Source organism: Ruegeria jejuensis (assembly GCF_041537905.1).
GTDB lineage: Bacteria > Pseudomonadota > Alphaproteobacteria > Rhodobacterales > Rhodobacteraceae > Ruegeria_C.
On the sequence record NZ_JBGRUO010000014.1, the window covers coordinates 71,893 to 95,572 of the forward strand.

33 protein-coding genes and 1 riboswitch are annotated in these 23,680 nt (G+C 61.0%); of the genes, 12 read left to right on the plus strand and 21 right to left on the minus strand.

Features of this window, described 5'->3' with window-relative positions:
* The first annotated feature begins 120 nt into the window (after positions 1-120).
* A complete protein-coding gene (locus tag AB1E34_RS16255; protein ID WP_372573383.1) occupies positions 121-1,326 on the plus strand; it encodes a benzoate/H(+) symporter BenE family transporter in 1,206 nt (401 codons plus the stop codon).
* Here AB1E34_RS16255 and AB1E34_RS16260 read toward each other — a convergent pair.
* Positions 1,323-1,724 carry a dihydrodipicolinate reductase gene (locus AB1E34_RS16260; protein ID WP_372573384.1) on the minus strand — a complete coding sequence of 134 codons (402 nt, stop codon included), beginning with the start codon at positions 1,722-1,724 and terminating at the stop codon, positions 1,323-1,325. The genes AB1E34_RS16255 and AB1E34_RS16260 overlap by 4 nt on opposite strands.
* Before the next feature lie 16 nt (positions 1,725-1,740).
* The gene (locus tag AB1E34_RS16265) at positions 1,741-2,601 is read right to left on the minus strand and encodes a LysR family transcriptional regulator (RefSeq protein ID WP_372573385.1); all 861 of its coding nucleotides are present in this window, start codon (positions 2,599-2,601) and stop codon (positions 1,741-1,743) included.
* A 102-nt stretch (positions 2,602-2,703) separates the two neighbouring features.
* On the opposite strand from AB1E34_RS16265, the gene tmpA reads away from it, so the two are divergent.
* From tmpA to AB1E34_RS16290, 5 genes are all read left to right on the plus strand, one after another.
* On the plus strand, positions 2,704-3,840 hold the full coding sequence (gene tmpA / locus AB1E34_RS16270) for a 2-trimethylaminoethylphosphonate dioxygenase (RefSeq protein ID WP_372573386.1): 1,137 nt from the start codon (positions 2,704-2,706) through the stop codon (positions 3,838-3,840).
* Complete coding sequence (gene tmpB / locus AB1E34_RS16275; RefSeq protein ID WP_372573387.1) at positions 3,837-4,424, plus strand: (R)-1-hydroxy-2-trimethylaminoethylphosphonate oxygenase; 588 nt, start codon at positions 3,837-3,839, stop codon at positions 4,422-4,424. Before tmpA ends, tmpB begins: the two co-directional genes overlap by 4 nt.
* Positions 4,421-5,089: an ureidoglycolate lyase gene (locus AB1E34_RS16280; protein ID WP_372573388.1), complete on the plus strand. Its 669-nt coding sequence runs from the start codon at positions 4,421-4,423 to the stop codon at positions 5,087-5,089. The genes tmpB and AB1E34_RS16280 overlap by 4 nt, the downstream gene beginning before the upstream one ends.
* A 117-nt stretch (positions 5,090-5,206) precedes the next feature.
* Entirely contained in the window at positions 5,207-6,073 is an 867-nt protein-coding gene (locus AB1E34_RS16285; protein WP_372573389.1) for a hypothetical protein, read from the plus strand.
* 9 nt (positions 6,074-6,082) lie between these two features.
* Positions 6,083-7,156, plus strand: coding sequence for an agmatine deiminase family protein (locus tag AB1E34_RS16290; RefSeq protein WP_372573390.1), 1,074 nt, complete (start codon positions 6,083-6,085; stop codon positions 7,154-7,156).
* Positions 7,157-7,169: 13 nt separating this feature from the next.
* Here AB1E34_RS16290 and AB1E34_RS16295 read toward each other — a convergent pair whose 3' ends face one another.
* Together AB1E34_RS16295 and dapB are read right to left on the minus strand one after the other, a co-directional pair.
* Complete coding sequence (locus AB1E34_RS16295; RefSeq protein ID WP_372573391.1) at positions 7,170-7,832, minus strand: alpha/beta family hydrolase; 663 nt, start codon at positions 7,830-7,832, stop codon at positions 7,170-7,172.
* Positions 7,833-8,642 (minus strand): 4-hydroxy-tetrahydrodipicolinate reductase, encoded by an 810-nt coding sequence (gene dapB, locus AB1E34_RS16300; RefSeq protein ID WP_372573392.1) that lies wholly within the window; start codon positions 8,640-8,642, stop codon positions 7,833-7,835.
* 91 nt (positions 8,643-8,733) lie between these two features.
* Here dapB and rbfA point away from each other — a divergent pair, with 91 nt between their 5' ends.
* The 6 genes from rbfA to AB1E34_RS16330 all read left to right on the plus strand — a co-directional run bounded on the left by rbfA (position 8,734) and on the right by AB1E34_RS16330 (position 13,733).
* On the plus strand, positions 8,734-9,129 hold the full coding sequence (gene rbfA / locus AB1E34_RS16305; RefSeq protein WP_372573393.1) for a 30S ribosome-binding factor RbfA: 396 nt from the start codon (positions 8,734-8,736) through the stop codon (positions 9,127-9,129).
* A gap of 23 nt (positions 9,130-9,152) precedes the next feature.
* On the plus strand, positions 9,153-9,860 hold the full coding sequence (locus AB1E34_RS16310) for a phosphodiester glycosidase family protein (RefSeq protein ID WP_372573442.1): 708 nt from the start codon (positions 9,153-9,155) through the stop codon (positions 9,858-9,860).
* 52 nt (positions 9,861-9,912) lie between these two features.
* A complete protein-coding gene (locus AB1E34_RS16315; RefSeq protein ID WP_372573394.1) occupies positions 9,913-10,257 on the plus strand; it encodes an NUDIX domain-containing protein in 345 nt (114 codons plus the stop codon).
* 121 nt (positions 10,258-10,378) lie between these two features.
* Positions 10,379-11,296: a tRNA pseudouridine(55) synthase TruB gene (gene truB / locus AB1E34_RS16320; RefSeq protein WP_372573395.1), complete on the plus strand. Its 918-nt coding sequence runs from the start codon at positions 10,379-10,381 to the stop codon at positions 11,294-11,296.
* Between the two features lie 201 nt (positions 11,297-11,497).
* The gene (locus tag AB1E34_RS16325; protein WP_372573396.1) at positions 11,498-12,523 is read left to right on the plus strand and encodes a LacI family DNA-binding transcriptional regulator; all 1,026 of its coding nucleotides are present in this window, start codon (positions 11,498-11,500) and stop codon (positions 12,521-12,523) included.
* Between the two features lie 4 nt (positions 12,524-12,527).
* Positions 12,528-13,733 (plus strand): winged helix-turn-helix domain-containing protein, encoded by a 1,206-nt coding sequence (locus AB1E34_RS16330; RefSeq protein ID WP_372573443.1) that lies wholly within the window; start codon positions 12,528-12,530, stop codon positions 13,731-13,733.
* 37 nt (positions 13,734-13,770) lie between these two features.
* Here the strand turns inward: AB1E34_RS16330 and AB1E34_RS16335 are convergent, their stop codons facing one another.
* From AB1E34_RS16335 to AB1E34_RS16415, 17 genes are all read right to left on the minus strand, one after another.
* A complete protein-coding gene (locus AB1E34_RS16335; protein ID WP_372573397.1) occupies positions 13,771-14,775 on the minus strand; it encodes a FecCD family ABC transporter permease in 1,005 nt (334 codons plus the stop codon).
* 10 nt (positions 14,776-14,785) lie between these two features.
* Positions 14,786-15,733, minus strand: coding sequence for an ABC transporter substrate-binding protein (locus tag AB1E34_RS16340; RefSeq protein WP_372573398.1), 948 nt, complete (start codon positions 15,731-15,733; stop codon positions 14,786-14,788).
* Positions 15,734-15,745: 12 nt separating this feature from the next.
* On the minus strand, positions 15,746-16,534 hold the full coding sequence (locus AB1E34_RS16345) for an ABC transporter ATP-binding protein (protein ID WP_372573399.1): 789 nt from the start codon (positions 16,532-16,534) through the stop codon (positions 15,746-15,748).
* A complete protein-coding gene (locus AB1E34_RS16350) occupies positions 16,531-16,887 on the minus strand; it encodes a DUF1636 family protein (RefSeq protein ID WP_372573400.1) in 357 nt (118 codons plus the stop codon). Before AB1E34_RS16350 ends, AB1E34_RS16345 begins: the two co-directional genes overlap by 4 nt.
* A gap of 102 nt (positions 16,888-16,989) precedes the next feature.
* Positions 16,990-17,196: riboswitch (cobalamin riboswitch) on the minus strand.
* Positions 17,197-17,426: 230 nt separating this feature from the next.
* Positions 17,427-17,615 (minus strand): 50S ribosomal protein L30, encoded by a 189-nt coding sequence (gene rpmD, locus AB1E34_RS16355; protein WP_008559881.1) that lies wholly within the window; start codon positions 17,613-17,615, stop codon positions 17,427-17,429.
* A 12-nt stretch (positions 17,616-17,627) separates the two neighbouring features.
* Positions 17,628-18,203, minus strand: a complete 576-nt coding sequence (gene rpsE, locus AB1E34_RS16360) for a 30S ribosomal protein S5 (protein WP_372573401.1) — start codon at positions 18,201-18,203, stop codon at positions 17,628-17,630.
* Between the two features lie 115 nt (positions 18,204-18,318).
* Entirely contained in the window at positions 18,319-18,678 is a 360-nt protein-coding gene (gene rplR, locus AB1E34_RS16365; protein ID WP_372573402.1) for a 50S ribosomal protein L18, read from the minus strand.
* Positions 18,679-18,689: 11 nt separating this feature from the next.
* Positions 18,690-19,223: a 50S ribosomal protein L6 gene (gene rplF / locus AB1E34_RS16370; protein WP_372573403.1), complete on the minus strand. Its 534-nt coding sequence runs from the start codon at positions 19,221-19,223 to the stop codon at positions 18,690-18,692.
* 11 nt (positions 19,224-19,234) lie between these two features.
* The gene (rpsH, locus tag AB1E34_RS16375) at positions 19,235-19,627 is read right to left on the minus strand and encodes a 30S ribosomal protein S8 (protein WP_306200999.1); all 393 of its coding nucleotides are present in this window, start codon (positions 19,625-19,627) and stop codon (positions 19,235-19,237) included.
* 13 nt (positions 19,628-19,640) lie between these two features.
* Positions 19,641-19,946, minus strand: a complete 306-nt coding sequence (gene rpsN, locus AB1E34_RS16380; RefSeq protein WP_306200998.1) for a 30S ribosomal protein S14 — start codon at positions 19,944-19,946, stop codon at positions 19,641-19,643.
* Positions 19,947-19,965: 19 nt separating this feature from the next.
* Positions 19,966-20,529, minus strand: coding sequence for a 50S ribosomal protein L5 (gene rplE / locus AB1E34_RS16385; RefSeq protein ID WP_372573404.1), 564 nt, complete (start codon positions 20,527-20,529; stop codon positions 19,966-19,968).
* Positions 20,522-20,833: a 50S ribosomal protein L24 gene (gene rplX / locus AB1E34_RS16390; RefSeq protein WP_249706691.1), complete on the minus strand. Its 312-nt coding sequence runs from the start codon at positions 20,831-20,833 to the stop codon at positions 20,522-20,524. Before rplX ends, rplE begins: the two co-directional genes overlap by 8 nt.
* Positions 20,833-21,201: a 50S ribosomal protein L14 gene (gene rplN / locus AB1E34_RS16395; protein ID WP_299210834.1), complete on the minus strand. Its 369-nt coding sequence runs from the start codon at positions 21,199-21,201 to the stop codon at positions 20,833-20,835. Before rplN ends, rplX begins: the two co-directional genes overlap by 1 nt.
* A 77-nt stretch (positions 21,202-21,278) precedes the next feature.
* Positions 21,279-21,509, minus strand: a complete 231-nt coding sequence (gene rpsQ / locus AB1E34_RS16400; RefSeq protein WP_249706690.1) for a 30S ribosomal protein S17 — start codon at positions 21,507-21,509, stop codon at positions 21,279-21,281.
* 4 nt (positions 21,510-21,513) lie between these two features.
* Positions 21,514-21,720 (minus strand): 50S ribosomal protein L29, encoded by a 207-nt coding sequence (gene rpmC, locus AB1E34_RS16405; protein ID WP_306200994.1) that lies wholly within the window; start codon positions 21,718-21,720, stop codon positions 21,514-21,516.
* A 221-nt stretch (positions 21,721-21,941) separates the two neighbouring features.
* Complete coding sequence (locus AB1E34_RS16410) at positions 21,942-22,511, minus strand: hypothetical protein (RefSeq protein WP_372573405.1); 570 nt, start codon at positions 22,509-22,511, stop codon at positions 21,942-21,944.
* 344 nt (positions 22,512-22,855) lie between these two features.
* On the minus strand, positions 22,856-23,638 hold the full coding sequence (locus AB1E34_RS16415; RefSeq protein WP_372573406.1) for an SDR family NAD(P)-dependent oxidoreductase: 783 nt from the start codon (positions 23,636-23,638) through the stop codon (positions 22,856-22,858).
* Positions 23,639-23,680 lie beyond the last annotated feature (42 nt).

Genomic DNA, 23,680 nt, shown 5'->3' on the forward strand with positions numbered 1-23,680 from the left:
CACCATACAAAAGATCGCCCAATCGCGGCCATCATATGAGTGAGGTGCAAGAACACCTTCCTGATCTTGTCGGCACTGTCTAAATGAACTTATCCTCCGGGAATCGTTTGCTTTCATCCTTTGCATTCCTGCGTCCATTCACAAGAGTTTAGCATGCGCCAACGTGCCATTCCCCTGCAGACTGTCTCGACCGGCCTTGTGGTTGCTATTGTCGGGTTTTTCAGTTCGTTTCCGATTGTGCTGCAGGGTCTGAATGCCATAGGCGCCTCCAAGGCCGAGGCGGCCTCGGGGTTGATGGCGGCGGCCATCGCGATGGGGCTGGCAGGGATCGTGCTGAGCTTGCGCACAAAGATACCGATCAGCGTCGCATGGTCCACACCCGGCGTGGCATTGCTGGCAGTCTCGACAATGCCCGAAGCTGGTTTTGCCGAAGCAGTGGGGGCTTTCTTGTTGGCCGGGCTGCTGACCGTGATCGCCGGGTTCTGGCGGCCATTGAGCCGGTTGATCTCGGCCATACCCGCGCCTCTGGCACAGGCGATGCTGTCAGCGGTGCTGCTGTCAATCTGTTTGCAACCCTTCAGCGCCATGGGGAAAGCGCCATGGGTCGTCCTGCCGGTCATCGTCACATGGTTCATCGCAGGCCAGATCAACCGCCTGATCGCAGTGCCCTGCGCCGTGGTGATGGCAGCGCTGATTGTGGTGCTCCAGCCCGGCTTCGACTTCACGCTATCAGGCACGGTGATCCCCCAGCCGGTCTTCACCCTGCCCGTTTTCTCGATCCCATCCCTGATCGGGATCGGCCTGCCGCTTTTCATCGTCACGATGGCGACACAGAATATTCCCGGCCTCGCAATCATCCGCAGCTTCGGCTACCAGCCCGCTCCCGCGCCGCTGATCTCTTCAGTCGGTGGTGCCAGTCTGCTTTCGGCCCCGTTTGGCGCCCCCGCGACCTGTCTGGCGGCCATCACCGCAGCCATGTGCGCCAATGACGAGTCGCACCCCGACCCCGACAAACGCTATCTCTCGGCGGTGTTCGGAGGGCTGTTTTATTGCCTCTTCGGCCTGTTCGCCGGGATCATCACGGCCTTTGCAGGACTTGCCCCGCCGCTGCTGCTGGGCGCGCTTGCGGGTGTCGCGCTGCTGCCGGTCTTTGCCGGCTCGGCACTTGCGGCATTCGAAGACGCCTCTTACCGGCAGGCCGCCGCGATCACCTTTCTGGTCACCGCATCAGGTGTTACCATCATAGGTCTCAGCGCAGCCGTCTGGGGTCTGCTGCTGGGCGGGGTGGTTCAGATGATCAACACCCGAATGGCGCGAAAAACCTAGTCTGACCGCAAGCGGAAATCGGCAAAGTCACCCTTGCCCCGATCCGAGGTGAAACGGATCTTGCCACCGCGTACACGCACTTCCTGGCAATTATAACCCAACTCACTGCCGCCCCAATAAAGATCGCGGCAGAAATAGCCGTTCTGCCAGTTCCAACTGCCTTCGACCGGCCAGCGCAATCCCTTGCCACTGATGGTTCCTTCGGGCGAAACCTGTAGCTTTACCAGAGGGCGGGTCAGGGTCTTTCCGGCCACAATCTGTTTGAATTGAGCCTCGTTCTGGACCTTGGTGAAATCTGCAAGGGCCGGCAGCGCAAGCGCGCAGGTGAGCGTGAAACAGACAAGTCGTAAGAGCATGACAACACCGGGGGATGTGACAACGATATCTTGTTTACGCACGGGCTGCCTAGCCGGATCACTTTTCCTCCATACATATGGCCTGATGAAACGCATCGATCAGGTGACGCTGCTTGCGGCTGATGGGCCGATCCTCTGGCCAGGTCAGCCAATATCCCTCGCTGGTGATCAATTCCGGCAGCTCAAGCCGGTGCAGCGCGCCGTTCTGCAGCAGGTCGCGCGCCAGCGGGAGCGAGCCCAGCACGATGCCCATGCCCTGCCGCGCCGCCGCCAGCGCGTGTTCCATCGAATCGACGCTGAGCCAGCCCCCGGTCAGGGCCTCCCCGGTCTCTGCCGACCAGTCCGACCAGCCCGGACGTGGGCCGCGCAGCTCGATCAGCGGCGCGTCCCGGGACAGGTCCGGCGCGGCCATCGGGGCCAGCACCTCGCGCGCGACCAGATGCGCCGCACGCCCGGGCCAGACTCCATTGCCGAAGCGCAGTTGCAGCCAGGTCTTTTCTTCGTCGAAGCCCGACCAGCGATCCAGCGAGTCGATCACCAGTCGCAATTTCGGATGGGCTGCATGGAACGCGGACAGGCGCGACACCACCAGCGCGCCCAGATGTGAGTTGAGCCCGGCAACGCGCAGCTCGGTCGGGCTTTTGCCGAACAGGTTCTCGGTATTGCGTTCCAGTGCGCGCAGGCTGTCCTGCACCAGCGGCAGATAGCTTTCGCCCTCCACCGTCAGCGACACCCCGCGCGCCTCGCGGATGAAGAGTGGCCGGCCAAGCCAGGCCTCCAGATTGGCGATCCGCTGGCTGACCGCCGCTTGAGTCAGCCCGAATTCACGCGCGGCGGCGGAAAACCCGCCCAACCGTCCTGCGGCCTCGAAGACCCGCAACCAGTCCAGCGGTGGCAATCCAACTTTGTGCTTACTCATTAGATCTTCCAGGCCTCAGATAGAATAAGGATTAATTGTCTTAATGCCACGTGCCCGATATTCTCTCAAGCGTACCCGCGATGCGATCAGGAGAGACCCGATATGCTGCGCACCGCCACTCACTCCGGCCCCATTGTCACCGTTACCGATGATGATGGGGCCGCCACCCGCTTTCACGCCATCTGGCTGCGCGACAACGCGCTTGATCCCGAGACCCGCGCGCCGGGCAACGGACAGCGGCTGATCACCATCAGCGATATTCCCGCTGACACCACGATCAGCGCCGCGCGCATTGTGCAGGGCGACCTTGAGGTCACGTTCCAACCCGAAGGCAAAACCGTGCTCTTTCCCGCTCGTTGGCTGGCTGATCACGCTTATGACCACACCCGGCCCAGCGATCCGGGTCGTAGCGCGCCGGGCATTACCACCTGGGACGGCGCGCTGGCGCCTCCCGATGCCGACTGGAACGCGGTCCATGCCGATCCGCGCGCAAAACGCGACTGGCTGGCGGCGGTGGCTGAATACGGCTTTGCCCGGCTGACCCGCGGTCCGGTCGAGCCTGAGGCGCTGCTGCGTGTCGCCGATCTGTTCGGCTATGTGCGAGAGACCAATTATGGCCGCTATTTCGAGGTCCGGACCGAGGTCAACCCGAGCAATCTTGCCTATACCGGGCTGGGGCTTCAGGCCCATACCGACAACCCCTATCGCGATCCGGTGCCGGGATTGCAGATCCTCTATTGCCTGGAAAACTCGGCAGAGGGCGGCGATTCCATCGTGGTGGACGGGTTTCACGCCGCCCAGCGGTTGCGCGCGGAGAACCCCGAGGGGTTCGCGCTGCTGGCAGGATATCCGGCGCGGTTCGAATATAGCGGCTCGGACGGTGTCTGCCTGCGGTCGCGCCGCCCGATGATCGAACTTTCACCGGATGGCGAACTGGTGGCCGTGCGTTTCAACAACCGCTCGTCTGCCCCCTTCGTGGACATCCCTTTTGACCGGATGGAGGCTTATTACCAAGCCTACCGGCAATTCGCCGCCATCATCGACGACCCTGCCATGGGCATCGCCTTCAAGCTGGGGCCGGGCGAGAGCTTCATCGTCGACAACACCCGCGTGTTGCACGCCCGCACCGGCTATTCCGGTGCTGGGTCACGCTGGCTGCAGGGCTGTTACGCTGATCGGGATGGGCTGTTGTCGACCCTGGCCGCGCTCGACATGGCTCAGCCGGAGGCCGCGGAATGACCGGCCAACCCGATCTGACCCGCGACAATATCGTCGCCTTTCTGGCCGACATTTTCGACCGGCGTGGAGGCGAGGAGTATCTGGGCGAACCCGTCACCATGGCCGAACACATGCTACAGGGCGCCACCATCGCCGAGCGAAACGGGTTGCCCGAGGACATCATCGTCGCCACCCTGCTGCACGATATCGGTCACTTCACCTCTGAATTTGGCACGTTCAGCATGGACGACACCGAAGACCGCTTTCATGAGGATGCCGGCGCCGAGGTGCTGGCCCCGTTCTTTCCCAGCGTGGTCACCGATTGCGTGCTCTACCATGTGGCCGCCAAGCGCTATCTCTGCGCGACCAAACCGGAGTATTTCGAACGGCTGTCCGACGCCTCGATCCATTCGCTGAACCTGCAAGGTGGTCCGATGAGCGCCGAGGAAGTGGCCGCATTCGAAAAGAACCCCAACCTCGAAAAGATCATCCAGGTGCGGTATCTGGACGAGGCAGGCAAGCGCGACGATATGGAAACGCCTGACTTCCACCATTTCGCCCCGATGGTGCAGCGCATCGTCGATCAGCATATGGGTGCCAAATGAGCGCGCCGGAATACATTTTCGAGGCCAGCAGCAAGCCGTCCCTACCTTGGCATGTGGTGCCGCTGATCCGCGCCACCGAGAGCAGCGTCAAGGGTTATGGCTGTCTCGTCGATGACCCCGACGGGTTCGAGATCGAGATCACCCGCTGGCCGCAACAAGGCTGGCGCCCAATTGACGAGGGTACCGGCGACGAGGGCGGTTGGGTCGAGGGTACGTTCAAGGGCGACTGGAAGGGCGACGTTCTCTATGGCGAGAACGAGGCGGTGAACGGCCACTACGTTCTGGGCTGGTCCACCGACCCGCAGCAGGCCAGCGCCGAGGCCCAGACGGCGCCGCGCGATCAGGTGCTGCTCTGGCACATGAACTACCACCCCGATGGCGGGCAGTTGTTCTATCCACTCGACCGCAAGCCCTTTGTCATCCCCGCCGCCCTGCCCGGCGACAACCTGGCCCCCGACAAAGTCGTGGCCTTCTGGTGCGACGGCACGCGCGGGCTCTATATCCATCCCGGCATCTGGCACGAGGGGATTTTTCCGGTCGAAGACAGCCAGCGTTTCCTCGACCGACAGGGGGCCGTGCATGCCCGCGTCAGCGCCAATATCGGACGGGAATTCGGCGTCTACCTCGCCTGCCCGCTGCGCCAAGACAGGATCAAGACGCTCTGACCCCGCGCGGCATGAAGAAACCGCAATACAGTCTTCACATCAGATTGAGATAGGAGAGAATTTCGGTCTTATATAGGCTGTGACCAGGCCATTGCGCATTCGGAGGGAGATCAGATCATGACCATGGACCGACGCGAGGTGATAAAGCTGGGTACAGCCGCAAGTGTTGGCGCGCTCCTGCCTTCGGTGGCACTGGCCACGCCGCAGAACGCGGCCTTCGAAGCCTCCTATGGCGACGTTCTGGGGCGCCTGCGGAAAGGGCTCAGCGCGCAGGGCTTGCGGGAGGTCGCGCCGCTTTCGATCGTGTCGGGCAATCCGGCCTATAATGGCGGGCTGCGCCATGATTTCGACCAATCCGCCCTGCCGCAGGGTGGCTTCGTGATCCAGCCGCTGGCCCGTGTCGAAGACGTCGCAGAACGCACCCGTGCCGATGTGCTGCCGATCTTTCACGAGGTTGGTTGCCATCCGCCCGACAGCCTCGGCAAGGCGGACCAGACCCGTATGATGATCCGCCTGCTGACCGAAGAATTCGGGCTCGATCCGGCGCGGCTGGCCTTTGTAAGTGTCCCCACCGCGGAAGAGATGCGCCCGGTGCTGGATGAGATCGGGCTGCCATTCTCGGAAAAGGTGATCTTGCGCGATGCCGATGAAGCCTTCGCCGCGCGCGATGGGTCGGGCTATTTCTTCCCCAATCCGAGCGGCGAGGATTTCTTTGTCACGATGGGGGTCTATTACCGCGTCGGCGATATCGATGAACCCGCCCCGGCCAGCTACCCTGCCTCGGCCAATTGGACCGAGATCGGCGAGATCGTGATCGCGGGCGAGACCGCCCCGCTGGGCATTTCCATCGGGGCCGAACGGCTTGCGCTGGCCGTCTCGGGTCAATTCCCGACATGGGATGAGCGCCTTGGTCAGCTCTTCGCACAGGTCGAGCAGGACGCGTCAAGCGACAGCGAACCGGCGGGCCTCGCCGCGTTCCGATAGGCGCAGCAGATGCAGCGGCGCGATTTCCTGACAACGCAAGCTCAGCTGGGCGCGTTCTGCCTGTTCGGAGGGCCTGCCATGGCGGCATCGGATTTCAGTTTCGCGGTGCCTGCCGAAGAGGCCCCGCATGAGGCGACCTTCATGCAATGGCCCGCAAGCAGGCGGGTCCATCACGATCGCGCGTTTCTGGAGGTGCTGCAAACCACCATTGCCGACATCGCCAACGCGATTGCCCAATTCGAACCGGTCATCATGCTGGCCGATGCCTCTGAGCATGCAGGCGCGCGGGCGCGGCTGACGCGGGACGTCACGCTCTGGGATATCCCGACCGAGGATCTGTGGTGCCGCGATTCCGGCCCGCTTTTTGCGACCACATCCGCGGGCAAGCGTGTGGTCAGCCATATCCGGTTCAACGGCTGGGGCAACAGACAGGTCCATAAGCGTGATGGCCGCATCGCCGCCGAAGTCACGCGGCGTCTGGGCTTCGATCTGATCCCGAGCGGCATTGTCGGAGAAGCAGGCGGGGTCGAACAGGACGGGCACGGCCTGTTGATGGCGCATGAAAGCTCCTGGGTGAATGACAACCGCAATCCGGGTATGAGTCGCGACCAGATCGAGGACCGCTTGCTGCGCGCCTATGGTGCCGAGCGGATGATCTGGTCCGATGGGGTGTGGGGCGAGGATATCACGGACTACCATATCGACAGCCTGGCCCGCTTCACCGGGCCGGGTCGCGTGTTGATCAACCTGCCAGACGATCCCGATCCCGGTGATCCGTTCCACATGGCCGCGCTGGACACCCATGACCAACTTGTCGCGGAGGGGTTGGAGGTCGAAGTTATCCCCGAGCCCGGGATCCGCCGGGTCGAAAGCTCCGATTTCGTGGCCTCTTGTGCCAACTACTATGTCTGCAACGGCGCAGTGATCGCTGCGCAGTTCGGCGACACCGAGGCCGACCAGATCGCGCAGGATGCCTTGCAGCGGCACTATCCCGATCGTGAGGTGCTCTCCCTGAATGTCGATGCACTGGGCGAGATCGGTGGCGGCATCCATTGCGCTACGCAGCAGCTACCGGCTGCCTGATCACGCCAAAGGCTCAGCCCTGCGAAGCAACCCAGTTTGTCACCAGATCGGCCAATTCTGCAATGGCCGCCGCTTCCGCCTGCAAACCATCCAAATGTTGAAACCCATGATCCATGCCCTCCACCAGATGCAGATCGATATCGGACCGGACCTCATAAGGGGCAAGCAACTCGGGCAGATTGCACGGATCTTCCGTGCCCAGCACCATGATCGAGGACAGGCTCAACGTCGCAAGAGTTTCTGCCAGCGGAGTCTTGAGCAGACCCGGCGTCAGCCAGATACCGCGGACATCCGGCAAGACCTGCCTGTGCGCCGCAAGGGCACCGGCCATGGAAAGGGTCCCAAGCGATTTGCCGATCATCCAGAAGCGCTGATACGCCCCCAGCGTCAGGGCATGGGCCAGAATATCCTGCCCGTCCGAGAAGATCTCGGTAAATTGCGCGTCGTCCTCGGCATCCAGAAACCGGTGATCATCGGCATAGCGGAACTGCAGCCGCAACACATCGCAGCCCTGCCGCTCGAACACCTCTGCAATGCTCCGCAGCAGCGGACGCTCGCACGTATATCTGAGCCCCGGATAGATCAGCGCCAGCTCGCGCCCCTCTTGCCTGCTCAGGTCGGCATTGACCGAACGCGCGTCCCCATAGGACAGCGGTATCTGCATCCGCTCGGCCATCTACAGCCCCAGCACATCCACCATGTCATACTGCCCTGGCTGCTTGCCCTGCCCCCAAAGCGCGGCCTTGAGCGCGCCACGAGCAAAGATCGCCCGGTCGGTGGCCACATGGCGCAGGGTGATGCGCTCACCCGCGGCAGCAAACAGCACATCATGCTCGCCCACGATGTCACCGCCCCGGATCGCGGTGAAGCCGATATCACCGCGCTTGCGCGCACCGGTGATGCCGTCCCGCCCTCGGTCCGAGACATCACCCAGCGCCACGCCGCGCCCCTCGGCCGCGGCCTCACCCAGCATCAGCGCGGTGCCCGAGGGCGCGTCGACCTTGTGGTGGTGATGTGCCTCGATCACCTCGATATCGAAATCCTCATCCAAAGCGGCGGCGACCTTTTTGGTCAATTGCGTCAGCAAGTTGACGCCCAGGCTCATATTGCCCGCCCGCACGATCACCGCATGGCGCGCGGCAGGCTCAAGCGCGGCGATCTGCTCGTCGCTCATGCCGGTGGTGCCGATCACATGCACCGCGCGGGCCTGCGCAGCCAAAGCGGCAAATTCCAGCGTTGCTACAGGCGCAGTGAAATCGATGATCGCCTGGGCCGGGGCAAACGCCTCCAGCGGGTCGTCGGTGACGGTTACGCCCAAAGCCGCGCCGCCAATGGCCTCACCCACGTCACGCCCAACCCAATCATGGCCCTTGCGTTCCACGACCCCCACCAGCCGCGCCTTGTCGCTGTCGGTCACGGTACGGATCAGCATCTGGCCCATGCGGCCCGATGCTCCGGTGATGGCGATGCCGGGAATATGGGTCATGTTGGTTATCCTCGCGTCAGATCGGCTTTATGCCTCCTACCCGTTCGGGGGGCGCTTGGCAAAGCCTCTCGTTCGCCTTAGATCGGGGGGTATGGCAAAGAATAAATTCCACGATGGCCCCGGACCTTCCCAGCGTCAGCTTCGCGTCGGCGAGTTGATCCGCCGCACCCTGTCAGAGGTGCTGGCCCGCGGCGACGTGCATGACCCCGATCTGAACCGCATGTCGATCACCGTGGGCGAGGTCCGCACCTCGCCCGACCTCAAGATCGCCACCGCCTTTGTGCTGCCTCTGGGCGGCAAAGGGCAAGAGGATGTGCTGAAGCTGCTGGCCCGCAACAAGGGCGAGCTGCGCCGGGTGATCGGCAAGAAGGTGGGGTTGAAATTCGCCCCCGATCTGCGGTTTCGTCTGGACGAGACCTTTGACCAGATGGACGAAAGCCGCCGTCTGTTCAATCAGGATGAAGTGCGCCGGGATCTGGACGAGTGAAACGACTTGCTACCGCTCTGCTGATGCTGCTGGCTGCGCCTGCCACAGCGCTGACCTGTTCGGATATCGAGCATGAGGGCAATCGTTTCACGGTCTGCGAGGCCGATGCCGGTTCCGAGGATCTACGATTGTTCCTGCGCGACGAGGCGGGTGAAATCCTGGGCCATTTCCAGTCTGTTGATGCCGCGCTGGCCGATCAGGGCAAGCAGTTGGCGTTCGCGATGAATGCCGGGATGTATCACGATGACCGCTCGCCGGTTGGGCATTACGTCGAAAACGGTACCGAAGAGATGCGGGTGATCCCGAACGCAGGACCGGGCAATTTCGGCCTGCTGCCCAACGGTGTCTTCTGCATCCGGCCGGGCCGCGCCGACGTGTTTGAGACACTCAGCTATCAGGACCAGCAGCCGCAATGCCGCGATGCAACGCAATCGGGCCCGATGCTGGTGATCGATGGCGAACTGCATCCCCGTTTCCTGCCCGATTCCACCTCGCGCTATATCCGCAATGGGGTCGGCACCAGCGAAGACGGACAGCTCGTGGTCTTCGCCATCTCGCGCAATGCGGTCACCTTCCATCAGTTCGGCAGCCTGTTTCGCGACGTGTTGAACACCCCCAACGCACTCTATTTCGACGGCAACATCTCCCGCATGCACGCGCCGCAGATCGGGCGGTCGGATGCTGGCTTCTCGCTCGGCCCCATTGTCGGCGTGGTGGTGGATGCCGAGTAGCTGCCCACACCGCATCGTAAACGGTTTGTTGCTGCGGAATGGAACGGTGCTGATGGGTCGTCGAAGTAGCAAGCGCAAGACATTTGCTGGATTGTGGAGCTTTCCCGGAGGCCACATCGAGCCAGGTGAAACACCGCCACAGGCCCTTGTACGTGAGTTAGGCGAAGAAATCGGCGTAGTTCCGGTTTCTTATGTGCATCAGTGCGATCTAAGCTATTCTGGGCAGAATGGTCGCAACCTTGTTTTTAACATGTTTGTTGTCACGCATTGGACAGGAAACCCCACGATCTGCAACGAAGAACACTCGGCGCTGCGCTGGTATCCATTGAACGAGTTCGATCAGTTGGAGAACATTGCACATGAGGGATATCCCGCTCTGTTGCGCACATTGCGATAGGTTGACTACGCGAGTCACTGCCTGCGTAGAAACTTGACCTGCACACATGAGAGCTTGACAAATTGACAGCGCGCGGGCGATCGGCTAGGCCGCGCGCCTTAGACAATTCCCGAGAGACGACATGGCACGCAAACGCAAAGGGCGCGATATTTCCGGCTGGCTGGTGGTGGACAAACCCGCTGGCATGACCTCGACCGCGGTGGTCAACAAGGTCCGTTGGGCGCTGCAGGCGCGCAAGGCGGGTCATGCCGGCACGCTGGACCCGGAAGCGACGGGTGTGCTGGCCGTGGCGCTGGGCGAGGCGACCAAGACGGTGCCCTACATCACCGATGCGCTAAAGGCTTACGTGTTTACAGTGGGGCTGGGTCAGGCCACCAATACCGACGATGCTGAAGGCGAGGTAATCGCGCAAAGCGACGCGCGCCCCGGCGATGAAGAGATCAAAGAGGCGCTGCAGCCCTTCCTCGGCGACATCATGCAGGTCCCGCCAAAGTTCTCGGCGGTCAAGATCGACGGCCAGCGGGCCTACAAGCTGGCCCGCGACGGCGAGGATATCGACCTCGCCGCCCGCCCGCTCTGGGTCGAGGAACTGGTGCTGCTGGATCGCCCCGATGCCGACCACGTTGTGCTGGAAATGACCTGCGGCAAGGGTGGCTATGTGCGCTCCATCGCCCGCGATCTGGGCGCGGCCTTGGGTTGCCACGGCCACGTCAAATCGCTGCGCCGCATCTGGTCGGGGCCGTTTGAGGCCGAGGACGGGCTAAGCATCGACCAGATCGATGAGATGGCGCACGGCCCTGATCTGGACGCCTATCTGCGCCCGCTCGAAGAGGGGCTGACCGACCTGCCCGAACTCAAATGCACGCCCGAAGGCGCGGCCCGCCTGCGCAACGGCAATCCCGGCATGGTGCTGGCCTCGGACGTGGAATACGGCGACGAAGCCTGGGCCTCGCTCGACGGTCAGGCCGTGGCTGTTGGCCTCTACCGGTCGGGTGAGTTGCATCCCTCGCGCGTCTTTGTGCAGTCCGGGACCGGGTGAACCGCCTCCAGCGGCCAAGGCCGCTGGTGTCAGGATCCGCAGCAGAACGGGATACAGTGTTCAAAGCTCAGCCATCAGGGATAGCGACAATCTGATGACGGATTTTTATGCCACGGCTTCGCATTAGGTTGGCGCGGTGGTTGAACAGGCCGTTCCGTTCGCGCTAGCATCAGCGCGAACAAGCAAGCACAGGATCACACCGTGGCCGCAGATACCGCCCGTCCCCTCACTCTCCGCGATGTGTCCGAGGCATCCGGCGTATCTGAAATGACCGTCAGCCGCGTGCTGCGCAATCGCGGCGACGTATCAGACGCCACCCGCGCCCGGGTTCTGGCGGCAGCCAAAGAGCTGGGCTATGTCCCCAACAAGATCGCGGGTTCTCTTGCATCAAGCCGGGTCAACTTGGTGGCGGTCATCATCCCGTCGCTCTCGAACATGGTGTTTCCCGAGGTTCTGACCGGCGTCAATCAGGTGTTGGAAGATACCGAGTTGCAGCCGGTCGTTGGCGTCACTGACTACCTGCCGGAGAAAGAGGAAAAGGTCCTTTATGAGATGCTCTCATGGCGGCCTTCGGGGGTGATCATTGCCGGGCTGGAACATACTGAAGCCGCGCGTGCGATGCTGGATGCGGCAGGCATTCCGGTGGTTGAGATCATGGATACCGATGGCAAGCCGGTGGATGCGATGGTCGGCATTTCTCACCGCCGTGCCGGGCGCGAGATGGCCAAGGCGATCCTGAAGGCGGGCTATGAACATATCGGCTTCATGGGCACGAAGATGCCGCTGGATCACCGAGCGCGAAAGCGCTTTGAGGGGTTCACAGAGGTCCTGGCCAAGAACGGGGTCGAGATCGAGGATCGCGATTTCTATTCCGGCGGTTCGGCGCTGGCCAAAGGGCGCGAGATGACGCAGGCCATGCTGGAACGCTCACCCGATCTGGATTTTCTCTATTATTCCAACGATATGATCGGGGCTGGCGGTTTGCTTTATCTGCTCGAACAGGGCGTCGATATTCCGGGTCAGATCGGCCTGGCCGGGTTCAACGATGTGGAGCTGCTGCAGGGACTGCCACGACAGTTGGCGACAATGGATGCCTGCCGGCTGGAGATTGGGCGCGCGGCGGCGCAGATCATCTCGGCACGGCTGGAAGATCCCGAGCAAGAGATCGAGTCGCGGATCACCCTGACCCCCAAGATCAGCTATGGCGACACGCTCAAACGGCGCTGAGGCGATAGCAGTGCGCCGCTTGGACAACCGCACCGCGCGGCATGTGTTTCTGGACCGTCACGGCTTGGCCGAAACACCCGCTGGCCCCGGCAAGGGCGCGGATCTGAACGCTCTGATCCAGCGGCTGGGCTTTGTGCAGGTGGACAGCATCAACACGGTCGCCCGTGCCCATGACATGATTCTTTATGCCCGCCGCCCGGCCTACCGCCCGGCGCATCTCAAGCGGCTTTATGAGCGCGACCGGCAATTGTTCGAACACTGGACCCATGATGCGGCGATCATTCCGATGGAGTTCTATCCGCAGTGGCATCTGAAGTTTCGCCGCGACGCCGAAGCGTTGAAATCCCGCTGGCAGGCCGCGCGGCGCGACGGCTATGAGCAGCAGTTCCAGGAGGTTCTGTCCCATATCCGCGATCATGGACCGGCCTGCTCCTCTGATGTGGGCAAGGATGAGCGCAAGGGCTCGGGCGGCTGGTGGGACTGGCACCCATCTAAGACGGCGCTGGAGTATCTCTGGCGATCAGGCGTGTTGACGGTGATCGGGCGCGACGGGTTCCGAAAACGCTATGACCTGACCGAGCGGGTGATCGAGACACATCTCTACCCCGGCGCGATGGAGTGCGACGAATCCGCCACCGTTGACTGGCTATGCAATGCGGCGCTGGACCGGCTGGGCTTTGCCACCTCGGGTGAGTTGGCCGCGTTCTGGGACATCGCGACACCGGCGGAAGCAAAAGCCTGGTGCGCCCGGGCAGAGCAGGCCGGAGACATCGAGACGGTCGAAATCGAATGCGCGGATGGCGCGCTACGGCGTGTCTTTGCGCGGCCCGGGACGGGGGTGAGCGCGCCCGATGCACTGTCGGGACGGATGCGCGTCCTGTCCCCGTTCGACCCGGCCCTGCGCGACCGCAAACGGTGCGAGCGGCTGTTCGGGTTTCACTACCGGATCGAAGTCTTCGTGCCCGCCGCCAAACGCAAATACGGCTACTATGTCTTTCCGCTGCTGGAAGGCAACCGGCTGGTCGGGCGGCTCGATATGAAGGCCGCCCGCGAGCGCGGCACACTTGAGGTGCGCGCCCTCTGGCCGGAAAGCGGCATCCGCTGGACCAAAGGCCGGATGCGCAGGCTTGAAGCCGAGCTGGACCGCGTGTGTCGCTTCACTGATCTGGACCGCGTGGTCTTTCACGACAATTGGTTGCGAGAGAGTTAGGCGGCGATCCTGGCCTTTCTCAGAGTGCTCGCATCCGTTATCTCCGGGTTCTCGCCGTTCTGAACAGCAACAGGAAAACGAAAACCGAACCGATTGAGGTGGTGACGATCCCGACAGGCAATTCCTGTGGTGCCAACAGCAGCCTGCTGAGGATATCCGAACCGGTCAGCAATGCCGCGCCCACCAGCGCAGCCGTTGGCAATAGCTGGCTGTGCAGCGGTCCGGCGATCCCGCGCGCAATATGGGGGACCATCAGGCCCACAAAACCGATGACACCAGCGACCGAGACAAATACAGCCGTGGCAAGGGCGGCAGCGAAAAACATGCTGAATCTCAGCCCCTGCACCGGCACGCCCAGGGTCGAAGCGGTCAGGTCTCCGGTCAGCAACGCATCCAGCCAGCGGCTTCGGTACAGTGAATAGCTGAGGATCAGCAATAGCCCGGCGCAGACGAGCGGGAAGGTTTCCCACCGGGCCAGACCCAATCCGCCCAGCATCCAGAAAATGACTGAATGCGCCGCCCGACTGTCGCCCGCGAAAATCAGGTAATTGGTGATGGCCGAGAACAGGAAGGACACGGCAAGCCCGGCAAGGATTAGCTTTTCCGGCGCGCTGGTCCGCAACCCGTGAACCAGTGCCAGAACGATGCCCGATGCAACAAGCCCACCGCAAAAGGCAGCCAATGGCAAGGTCCAAAACCCCAGAACATCTCCGGTCACGGTGATGACAAACACCGCCCCGGCGGCGGCCCCCGAAGACAGGCCAAACAGGAACGGGTCAGCCAAATCATTGCGCGTCGTGGTTTGCAGGACCACGCCGACGATCCCCAGACCGGCCCCAATGACCGCAGCAAACAGGGCGCGGGGCAGTCGCAGGTCGAAGACGATCCGATGCATCGCGGACATCTCGCCCTCGGCCAGCCCGGTTCCCAGCAGAACCGCCCCAACGGTGTCGGACAGAGGGATAGTTGTGGTGCCATAGATGGTTGAAACCAGCAAAAGGGCGGCCAGAACGACCGCCCCCAGCAGAAGTGTCAGGCCCATCCGGCCCATGTCAGTTGAGGACCGGATGCATGGCCTGCGCCATTTTCGAGATCGCGTCGATATTCGCGGGTCCCGGTGTCAACTCTTCATAGCGCAACCCGATCCAACGTTCATTCTTCACCGCATCGGTTTGCGACATTACAGGGTGTTCCTGCAGGAACTTGAACGTATCTGCCGCACCATTGCCGGTCTGATAATCCAGCAGCACCAGAAACTCCGGATTTGCCGCTGCGACCGCTTCCCAGGAACTCCGACCCCAGCTTGTGTCCATGTCGTGGGTGACATTCTCTCCCCCTGCTGCGGCGATCATCGCATTCGGGATGGCAAACTTGCCCGCCGTAAAGGGTGCGTCCGCCGGGCCATCCAGCAGAAATACACGGGGCTTTGGCAGATCAGCCGTTTGTGTCTGGATTGCTGTCAGGTCCTCTTTCCAGCCGGAGACCAGAGCCTCGGCCTTGTCCTCGACATGCATGACCTTGCCCAGTCTCAGGACATCATCAAACAGAAGGTCCATGCTGGCCTCTGGGCGGTCCTTGTCCAGATGGACACAGCTTTCCGTCAGGATCATGGTCTTGATGCCGAATGGCTTCAGCGTATCCGGCGTCACATCGCCGCCCGGCTTCATGCCATAATACCAGCCCGCGAAGAACAGGTCGGGTTCAACGGCAACCAGATTCTCAACCGTCGGGTATTTCGGCGCAAGCTCCGGGATATCGCCGCGCAGCGTGTTAAATTCCGGGCTGGTCTTGTACCACCCGGTGATCCCGGTCAGCCCGACGATCTTGTCCTGCAACCCCAGCGCAAAGGCCATGTCGGTCATGTTCATGTCATGTACGACCAACCGCTCGGGCTGGGTTTCAAACACCAGAGGTTCACCGCAATTGTCGACGGTGACCTCGTGGGCAGACGCGCCGCTTGCCATGGCTGCGGCCAGCACCACGGACCAGATATGTTTCATCGGGAAATACTCCTAGGATTGGGTTGAAACAGCTGTTTTCCGGATATCCAGCGCCGGGATCACGCGGCCTTCATGATGAAAACACAGGTAATCGACGCCAAAGGTTTCGCGCACATGCTGAGGGGTCAGTACATCGCTCACCGCGCCAAAACCGGTCAGTCGGGTGGATTTCATCAGCGCGACATGGGTGGCGAATTCCGGGATCATCACCAGATCATGGACGATCATCACCACGGTGATGCCCAACTCGGCAACCAGCGACAGCATCCGCCCCTTGGCGTCGGGATCTAGATGGTTGGTCGGCTCATCCAGAAACAGCAGCGACGGGTTTTGTGCCAGGGCACGGGCGATGTGTGCGCGCTGACGCTCCCCGCCTGAGAGCTGAACCATACGCTTCCCGGCCAGCGCGCCGAGTCCCGTCATGTCCAGAATACGGGTTAGTTCGCTGGCATGTTCTTCGGTCGAGCGATCCGCCCGGATCGGAATCTGCCCCAGCGCGACGTAATCCCGCAGCGTCAGGCGACCGTCCGGTAGTTCTTGCTGGCTGACCACTGCGATCATCCGGGCACGGTCTTTGGCTGAAAGCTCTTTCAGTCTGCGCCCTTTGATCCACACATCCCCAAAGGCCAGCCCTTCGGCGCCACAGAGCATGTTCAGCAAGGTGGTCTTGCCGGCTCCGTTTGGACCCGCAATCGCAAGAATGGCGCCTTCGTGCAATTCGAAAGATACGCCCTGCAGCAGAGCCTCACCATTCAACGCGTGGTATTCCAGATCCTTGGCGATCAGAAAGGCGGTTGTCATGACGGCGCCTCCTGTGCAATCCGGGGCATCCGCGACAGGGTTTTGGTCAAGAGCGGGCGCGGGCGATCGGTGGCGTTGGTCCAGCCATCCGGGCTTTGACGGTATTGCTCGGCAAATTGCGCCAGCGCGTCGATGTCTTGCGCGGTCTGGATGTCGCCAAACAGGTACTGCGCCTTGTTGTTGGCCTGGAACCCGACCGTCGCCGGGCGATCGCAGCCAGCCATACAGTCGATAGCGCGGATCGCAAAACCCTTTGGCAGCCTGTTCGCCAACATGTCCCGCATGGAGCCGACCGACGGGCCACCCTTGCAGGTCTCGCAGATCAGAAGGAAGTGGTCAGCTGTGTCCGGCATTGCCCGCTCCGCTTGTGCCCAAGCGCAGACGGAAGGTGCCGGTCATGTACACACGTTGCAAACGTGCCATCAAAGCCTCCTTCCAGGACGCCCCGCCCCGGGTTGGTTGAACATGTGATGGCAGGTCTCCTGACTTGCGGGTCATTGCTCGGCCATCCTTCCCGGCCATATGACCAGTGGCTGATTGGCTTTGCTCACCACTTACAGTTGCGGGGGCAGTCACGGACTTGGCACTACTTGGTGGACCTCACCGTATTCCCTTTTAATCCCTTGGGTGCACCATAGGGAACCATCTGGGGACTGAGTGCCCGAGGCCACGAGATGTGTCAATACGCGCTAAACATTTCGACATCTCGAATTGCTCGTGTGGAAAGACAGCTGACGTGTGCTCGGTCCCGGCCCTGCTGGATCGGATTTGGGAGTGATATGTCAGAAAATCGTCCTAAAAAATCAAACCCCTGCCGAGAGAAACTCGGCAGGGGTTCGTTTTATGCCCCAAGGGCGTTCCTGTATTGCTAGACGGGGGTTAACCCCACCTATCAATCGCGTTCTTCGATGATCTCAACCAGATGCGGGATCTTGTTGACCATACCACGGACCGAAGGAGTATCCTCCAGTTCGCGGGTCTTGTGCATCTTGTTCAGGCCCAGGCCAACCAGTGTTGCGCGCTGGTCTGCGGGGCGGCGGATCGGGGAACCGATCTGCTTGACGACGATGGTTTTTGCCATGTTTCCGTCTCCTTACGCTTCAGCGGCTTCAGAGGCAGCAGCCGGTGCTTCGTCCCGCTTGGGCAGGATGTCGGCAACCTTCTTGCCACGACGCTGCGCAACCGAACGGGGGCTCTGCTCTTTCTGCAGGCCGTCCATGGTGGCGCGGATCATGTTATAGGGGTTCTGCGAGCCAACCGACTTGGACACAACGTCCTTGACGCCCAGCATCTCGAACACGGCACGCATCGGACCACCGGCGATGATACCAGTACCTTCAGGCGCGGTCCGCATGACCACTTTACCGGCGCCGTGACGGCCTTCGATATCGTGGTGCAGGGTGCGACCCTCGCGCAGTTGCACGCGGATCATCTGGCGCTTGGCCTGCTCGGTTGCCTTGCGGATGGCCTCGGGCACTTCTTTTGCTTTACCCTTGCCAAAGCCGACACGGCCTTTCTGATCGCCGACAACCACCAGAGCGGCGAAGCCAAAGCGCTTACCACCTTTTACGGTTTTCGACACACGGTTGATCGCAACCAGGCGATCTGCAAATTCCGGAGTTTCGTCGCGGTCACGACCACGGCCCCGGCGATTATCACGTTCTGCCATTTTGGCATCCCTTTCATAAGTGGTGCTAGCGGCACCGTTTGTTCAATCCAAGTGAGCCCCGACTGTCGCCGAGGCCCCCGGATCATCGGGGCGATTCGAAAACCGCCCGCAAGTCTTAGATCTTCAGACCACCTTCACGCGCAGCATCGGCCAGAGCCTTCACCTTGCCGTGGAACAGGAAGCCGCCACGATCGAAATAGGCCTCTTCGACGCCTGCCTTCTTGGCACGCTCGGCGATGGCCGCGCCCACTTTGGTGGCCGCTTCGACGTTGTTCTTGCCGACCAGACCCAGGTCTTTTTCCAGGGTCGAGGCCGAGGCCAGGGTCACGCCACGTACGTCGTCGATCAACTGAACAGAGATGTTCTTGTTCGACCGGTGCACGGACAGACGCGGGCGACCCGCGTTGACCTTGCGAAGTTTGTTCCGAACGCGCAGGCGGCGCTTCAGAAACAGGGTTCTTTTGCTGTTTGCCATTGTTTGCGTCCTTACTTCTTCTTGCCTTCCTTGCGGAAGATGAACTCGCCCTTGTAGCGAATGCCTTTACCCTTGTAGGGCTCAGGCTTGCGCCAAGCACGGATTTCCGCGGCGACCTGACCGACCTGCTGTTCGTCGATCCCTTCGACGGTGATTTCGGTCTGCTTCGGAGCAGTGATGGTCACGCCCTCCGGAGCGACGTAGTCAACGTCGTGGCTCAGGCCCAGGTTCAGCTTCAGGGTGTTGCCCTGCATCTGCGCCCGGTAACCCACACCCTGGATCTCAAGCTCTTTCTTGAAACCCTGGGTCACACCGGTCACCAGGTTGGCAACCACGGTGCGGGACATGCCCCACTGCTGACGTGCGCGCTTGGATTTGCCACGCGGCACGATGGTGACGACATTATCCTCGACGTTGAGGGTCACATCGTCGGTCGCGGTGAAGCTGCGGGTGCCCTTGGGGCCCTTCACTTCGATGGTCTGACCCGACACAGCGGCGGACACGCCACTGGGCAGCTCGACCGGTTTCTTACCAATACGAGACATTGCAGACCTCCTTAGAAGACGGTGCAGAGCACTTCGCCGCCAACGTTGTTGGAGCGTGCGTTCTGGTCCGACATCACACCTTTCGGAGTGCTGACAATCGACACGCCCAGACCCTGACGGACCTGCGGGATGTCATTGACGCCCATGTACACGCGACGACCGGGCTTCGAGACCCGCTTCAGTTCGCGAATGACAGGGGTGCCTTCGTAGTATTTCAGGCTGATTTCGATGGCCGGATGACCGTTGGTGCCGGTCGTCTTTTCATAGCCACGGATGTAGCCCTCATCCGCCAGCACGTCCAAAACCCAACCGCGCAGCTTGGAGGCCGGGGTGGAAACGGTGGACTTGCCGCGCATTTGCGCGTTGCGGATACGGGTGAGCATATCGCCGATAGGATCGTTCATATCTGTCTCTCCCTTACCAGCTCGATTTCACCATGCCGGGGATCTGACCAGCAGAGCCCAGCTCGCGCAGCGCAATACGGCTGACCTTGAGCTTACGATAGTAAGCGTGGGGACGGCCGGTGAGCTGGCAGCGGTTGTGCAGACGGGTTGCCGAGCTGTTGCGCGGCAGTTTCGCCAGTTTCAGACGCGCTTTGAAACGCTCTTCCATCGGCTTGCTTTCGTCATTCGCGATCTCTTTGAGCTCGGCGCGTTTGGCAGCATATTTGGCCACCAGGCGCTCGCGCTTCTTCTCGCGTTCGATCATGCTTTTCTTAGCCATGTCTTTTCCTTCCCGCGCTTCAGCTGTTGAAGGGCATGTTGAATGCTTTCAACAATGCCTTTGCTTCAGCGTCGGTTTTCGCTGTGGTGCCAATTACGATGTCCAGACCCCAGGCCTCATCGACCTTGTCGAAATCGATCTCGGGGAACACGATGTGCTCTTTGATGCCCATGGCATAGTTGCCACGACCGTCGAAAGAGGTGCCCGAAACGCCGCGGAAGTCACGGATGCGGGGCATCGCGATGGTGATCAGGCGATCCAGGAAATCGTACATGCGGTCACCGCGCAGGGTCACTTTCGCACCCAGCGGCATGTCCTCACGAACGCGGAAGCCGGCGATCGACTTTTTCGCTTTGGTGATCACGGCCTGCTGACCCGCAATTGCGGTCAGGTCTGCTTGCGCCGACTTGGCTTTCTTGCTGTCTTTGACCGCTTCGGCACCGCAGCCGATGTTCAGAACGATCTTGTCCAGCTTGGGGATCATCATCTCGTTCTTGTAGCCAAACTCTTCTTTCAGAGCGGCACGGATGGTGTCCTTGTAAGCGGACTTGAGGCGCGGGGTATAGGTTGCGTTATCAAGCATCGATCACGTCCCCCGTGGTCTTGGCGAAACGCACCTTCTTGTCACCTTCCATGCGGAAGCCAACGCGGGTCGGTTTGCCGTTTGCATCAAGATAGGCCAGGTTGCTCAGCTCGATCGGCAGGGCCTTGGGCAGGCGGCCGCCTTGTTCGCTCTGGGACTGACGGGTGTGGCGGATGGCGATGTTCAGGCCATCGACAACGGCTTTGCCGGCTTTCGGGTCAACGGAGGCGATGGTGCCTTCCTTGCCCTTGTCCTTGCCGGAGAGCACGACGACCTTGTCGCCTTTTTTGAGTTTCGCAGCCATCAGAGCACCTCCGGAGCCAGCGAGATGATCTTCATGAAATTCTTGCCGCGCAGCTCGCGAACAACGGGGCCAAAGATACGGGTACCGACCGGCTCGTTGTTGTTGTTGAGGATGACGGCAGCGTTGCGATCGAAACGGATCGCGGTGCCGTCTTCGCGACGGACTTCCTTGGCGGTGCGTACGACGACGGCCTTGCGGACGTCCCCTTTCTTCACGCGGCCGCGCGGGATGGCTTCCTTCACCGAGACGACGATGACGTCGCCGACGGAGGCGTATTTACGCTTGGAACCACCCAGGACCTTGATGCACTGAACTCGGCGGGCGCCGGAGTTGTCAGCGACATCCAGATTGGTCTGCATCTGGATCATGTGGTTTCTCCCGACCTGTGGGGGCTGGTCTTGTTAGATCCCCCAGGGTTTCGACTAAAAGGAAAAGTCCTGGGGGCTCACGCCTCCAGAACTTCCCAACGTTTGGTTTTCGATTTCGGCGCGCATTCGATGATGCGGACCGAGTCACCTACCTTGAAGGTGTTCTTCTCATCGTGCGCCCGGTATTTCTTGGACTTACGAATGGTCTTTTTCAGAACCGGATGCGTGAAGCGGCGCTCCACCGAGACGGTTACGGTCTGTGCGTTGGCGTCGCTGGTTACGGTGCCTGTAAGGATACGCTTGGGCATCTGATTACTCCTCGGATGCCGCGGCAGCGGCCTTTTCATTCAGAATGGTCTTCACGCGCGCAGCGTTGCGGCGGGCCGCCTTGATGCCAGCGGTGTTTTCCATCTGGCCGGTGGCCTGCTGAAAGCGCAGGTTGAAGCTTTCTTTTTTCAGATTGGCCAGGTCCTCGCGGAGCTGGTCCGGCGTCTTGTCACGCAGTTCGTTGGCGTTCATCGCCCTCTTCCTTTTCTCAAAACACCAGAAGGCCCCGAATTGCCCGGGTGACCTTGGGCCTGGTGGATGAATGATAAAAACGAATCCCCCGACAAAGCCGGGGGAGCCGCAAGATGCCGCTCTATAGGGGGTTCGGGTGTGGGTGGCAAGGGAAAGTTTTGGCCCCGCGAAACTATCTACGTCCCGACGCCGCACTCGCTTGGAATATCACCAAACTGAGCTCACTTCTTGGTCGCCAATTCCACCTTCGCAATCGACAGGTCAGCATAGGATATGCTCAGCAAGTCGATCACTTTGTCGCCCTTGGTAAGCCGGAAAACCCCGGGCCGAACGAACGTACTCTTATAACCAGCCTGCCGAAATGCCTCTTCCAATCGCGGCAGGAACACTGGCACTACATCACCTTTTGGCGAAAACTGGAAAACACATTCGTTGTATTTTCCACTAGAGAAAACGGACGTGTTTTTGCTCCCCCAAAAGCTGACACTCATATTGAGGTCTGTACCAGATTGCGTCAGCGGAGATTCACCTTTGACCTGACCAAGCACTACACTGCGCGAACGGTGTGATGAAAAGTGTTTCACAAACCCCGCCTGCTCCAATGCGGCAAGGCTACCTGTTCCACTATCAAGGTTTTTTTTGCACTGCTCGAACGCGACTGGAAAATACTTGTCCAGCCCAACTGAAAAATTCGCGCGGTCGCGCGATACTTCTTCGGGACTACGGGTGGGCGTACATGCCGCAATCAGGAAGACGCACACCATCGAAGCGGTTGTAAGTAATTTTCTCACCGAACCCTCATTTTGTTGGCAGAAGTCGTAAAGATGCGCGCGCCAGAACACAGCGCGTCACTCTATCGGGGGTTGACTACCTTGAGGATTTCCGAATGTACAGGCAGAAGAGTTCAGCCCTTAAAATCTACGCCACTCGTCCGTAAAAAAAACGATTTCTAACCACGCAGGCCATTCGCAACGCCGGCCTTCCCAGGCATCCCACTACAGGACCGCCCACGGAGCTGGCGGAAATACTCAATCAAAGCGGGAGTTGAAAGCGAAGTTTATCGTTTTCTAGATGCGACGGGAACAACGCGCGATTCGCGTTGCGGCGTTGCAGCCCGAGTGCGCACTAGTCACACCTAGCCCCCCTTTTCCTGCATCTTCCGCACCATGTTCAGACGCATCCGGTACGGCAGGAAGGGCATGATCCAGCCCAGCACAAAGGCCAGTGGCTTGTCGTTGATGACCGTCAGATTGCCGGCGATCATCGCGTCATAGCCCACTTTCGCGACCGCCTCGGCAGTTGCGCCCTTCTGGGCAACCAGTTTTGTGCCCTCCAGATCGGCAACCGCCGCAAATTCCGTGGCCACATAGCCGGGTTCAAGCGCGGTGACCGTCACGCTCTTGCCCTTGAGCTCCTCCGCCAGCGCCTGGCTGAAGCTGGACACATAGGCCTTGGTCGCAAAGTACGTCGCCTGTAGCGGGCCGGGCATATGGGCGGCGGTTGAGCTGACATTGAGGATCTTGCCGCCACCGGACGCCACCATATCCTTGCCGAACAGGTGACAGAGCGCGACCAGCGCCTCGACATTCAGGTGGATCATGTTCAGATCGTCGGTCAGGTCGCGCTCCAGAAACGCGCCATGCCCGCCAAAGCCTGCATTGTTGATCAGGTAGTCGACCTTGATCCCCTCGGCCTTGACCGCCTCATAGAGCTTTGCTGGCCCGCCCGCAGCACCCAGATCAAGCGGGATAGCCGTGACGGTGATCTTATGGGCCGCCTCAAGCTCGGCTTTGAGCGCATCAAGCGCTTCGCCACGGCGTGCGGTGACAATGAGATCGCCGCCAAGGGAGGCGTGATAGCGGGCCAATTCCCGGCCAATGCCGGATGAGGCTCCGGTGATAAGCGCAGTCTTGGACATGGCAACCTCCAGGTGAACTCCAATTCGCCTCCTACATAAGGC

Bases quoted from the DNA above. Each gene is read 5' to 3' on its own strand.
- AB1E34_RS16265 (WP_372573385.1), bottom strand. From the start codon at position 2,601: ATGAGTAAGCACAAAGTTGGATTGCCACCGCTGGACTGGTTGCGGGTC.
- tmpA (WP_372573386.1), top strand. From the start codon at position 2,704: ATGCTGCGCACCGCCACTCACTCCGGCCCCATTGTCACCGTTACCGAT.
- tmpB (WP_372573387.1), top strand. From the start codon at position 3,837: ATGACCGGCCAACCCGATCTGACCCGCGACAATATCGTCGCCTTTCTG.
- AB1E34_RS16280 (WP_372573388.1), top strand. From the start codon at position 4,421: ATGAGCGCGCCGGAATACATTTTCGAGGCCAGCAGCAAGCCGTCCCTA.
- AB1E34_RS16285 (WP_372573389.1), top strand. From the start codon at position 5,207: ATGACCATGGACCGACGCGAGGTGATAAAGCTGGGTACAGCCGCAAGT.
- AB1E34_RS16290 (WP_372573390.1), top strand. From the start codon at position 6,083: ATGCAGCGGCGCGATTTCCTGACAACGCAAGCTCAGCTGGGCGCGTTC.
- AB1E34_RS16295 (WP_372573391.1), bottom strand. From the start codon at position 7,832: ATGGCCGAGCGGATGCAGATACCGCTGTCCTATGGGGACGCGCGTTCG.
- dapB (WP_372573392.1), bottom strand. From the start codon at position 8,642: ATGACCCATATTCCCGGCATCGCCATCACCGGAGCATCGGGCCGCATG.
- rbfA (WP_372573393.1), top strand. From the start codon at position 8,734: ATGGCAAAGAATAAATTCCACGATGGCCCCGGACCTTCCCAGCGTCAG.
- AB1E34_RS16310 (WP_372573442.1), top strand. From the start codon at position 9,153: ATGCTGCTGGCTGCGCCTGCCACAGCGCTGACCTGTTCGGATATCGAG.
- AB1E34_RS16315 (WP_372573394.1), top strand. From the start codon at position 9,913: ATGGGTCGTCGAAGTAGCAAGCGCAAGACATTTGCTGGATTGTGGAGC.
- truB (WP_372573395.1), top strand. From the start codon at position 10,379: ATGGCACGCAAACGCAAAGGGCGCGATATTTCCGGCTGGCTGGTGGTG.
- AB1E34_RS16335 (WP_372573397.1), bottom strand. From the start codon at position 14,775: ATGGGCCTGACACTTCTGCTGGGGGCGGTCGTTCTGGCCGCCCTTTTG.
- AB1E34_RS16340 (WP_372573398.1), bottom strand. From the start codon at position 15,733: ATGAAACATATCTGGTCCGTGGTGCTGGCCGCAGCCATGGCAAGCGGC.
- AB1E34_RS16345 (WP_372573399.1), bottom strand. From the start codon at position 16,534: ATGACAACCGCCTTTCTGATCGCCAAGGATCTGGAATACCACGCGTTG.
- AB1E34_RS16350 (WP_372573400.1), bottom strand. From the start codon at position 16,887: ATGCCGGACACAGCTGACCACTTCCTTCTGATCTGCGAGACCTGCAAG.
- rpmD (WP_008559881.1), bottom strand. From the start codon at position 17,615: ATGGCAAAAACCATCGTCGTCAAGCAGATCGGTTCCCCGATCCGCCGC.
- rpsE (WP_372573401.1), bottom strand. From the start codon at position 18,203: ATGGCAGAACGTGATAATCGCCGGGGCCGTGGTCGTGACCGCGACGAA.
- rplR (WP_372573402.1), bottom strand. From the start codon at position 18,678: ATGGCAAACAGCAAAAGAACCCTGTTTCTGAAGCGCCGCCTGCGCGTT.
- rplF (WP_372573403.1), bottom strand. From the start codon at position 19,223: ATGTCTCGTATTGGTAAGAAACCGGTCGAGCTGCCCAGTGGCGTGTCC.
- rpsH (WP_306200999.1), bottom strand. From the start codon at position 19,627: ATGAACGATCCTATCGGCGATATGCTCACCCGTATCCGCAACGCGCAA.
- rpsN (WP_306200998.1), bottom strand. From the start codon at position 19,946: ATGGCTAAGAAAAGCATGATCGAACGCGAGAAGAAGCGCGAGCGCCTG.
- rplE (WP_372573404.1), bottom strand. From the start codon at position 20,529: ATGCTTGATAACGCAACCTATACCCCGCGCCTCAAGTCCGCTTACAAG.
- rplX (WP_249706691.1), bottom strand. From the start codon at position 20,833: ATGGCTGCGAAACTCAAAAAAGGCGACAAGGTCGTCGTGCTCTCCGGC.
- rplN (WP_299210834.1), bottom strand. From the start codon at position 21,201: ATGATCCAGATGCAGACCAATCTGGATGTCGCTGACAACTCCGGCGCC.
- rpsQ (WP_249706690.1), bottom strand. From the start codon at position 21,509: ATGCCCAAGCGTATCCTTACAGGCACCGTAACCAGCGACGCCAACGCA.
- rpmC (WP_306200994.1), bottom strand. From the start codon at position 21,720: ATGAACGCCAACGAACTGCGTGACAAGACGCCGGACCAGCTCCGCGAG.
- AB1E34_RS16415 (WP_372573406.1), bottom strand. From the start codon at position 23,638: ATGTCCAAGACTGCGCTTATCACCGGAGCCTCATCCGGCATTGGCCGG.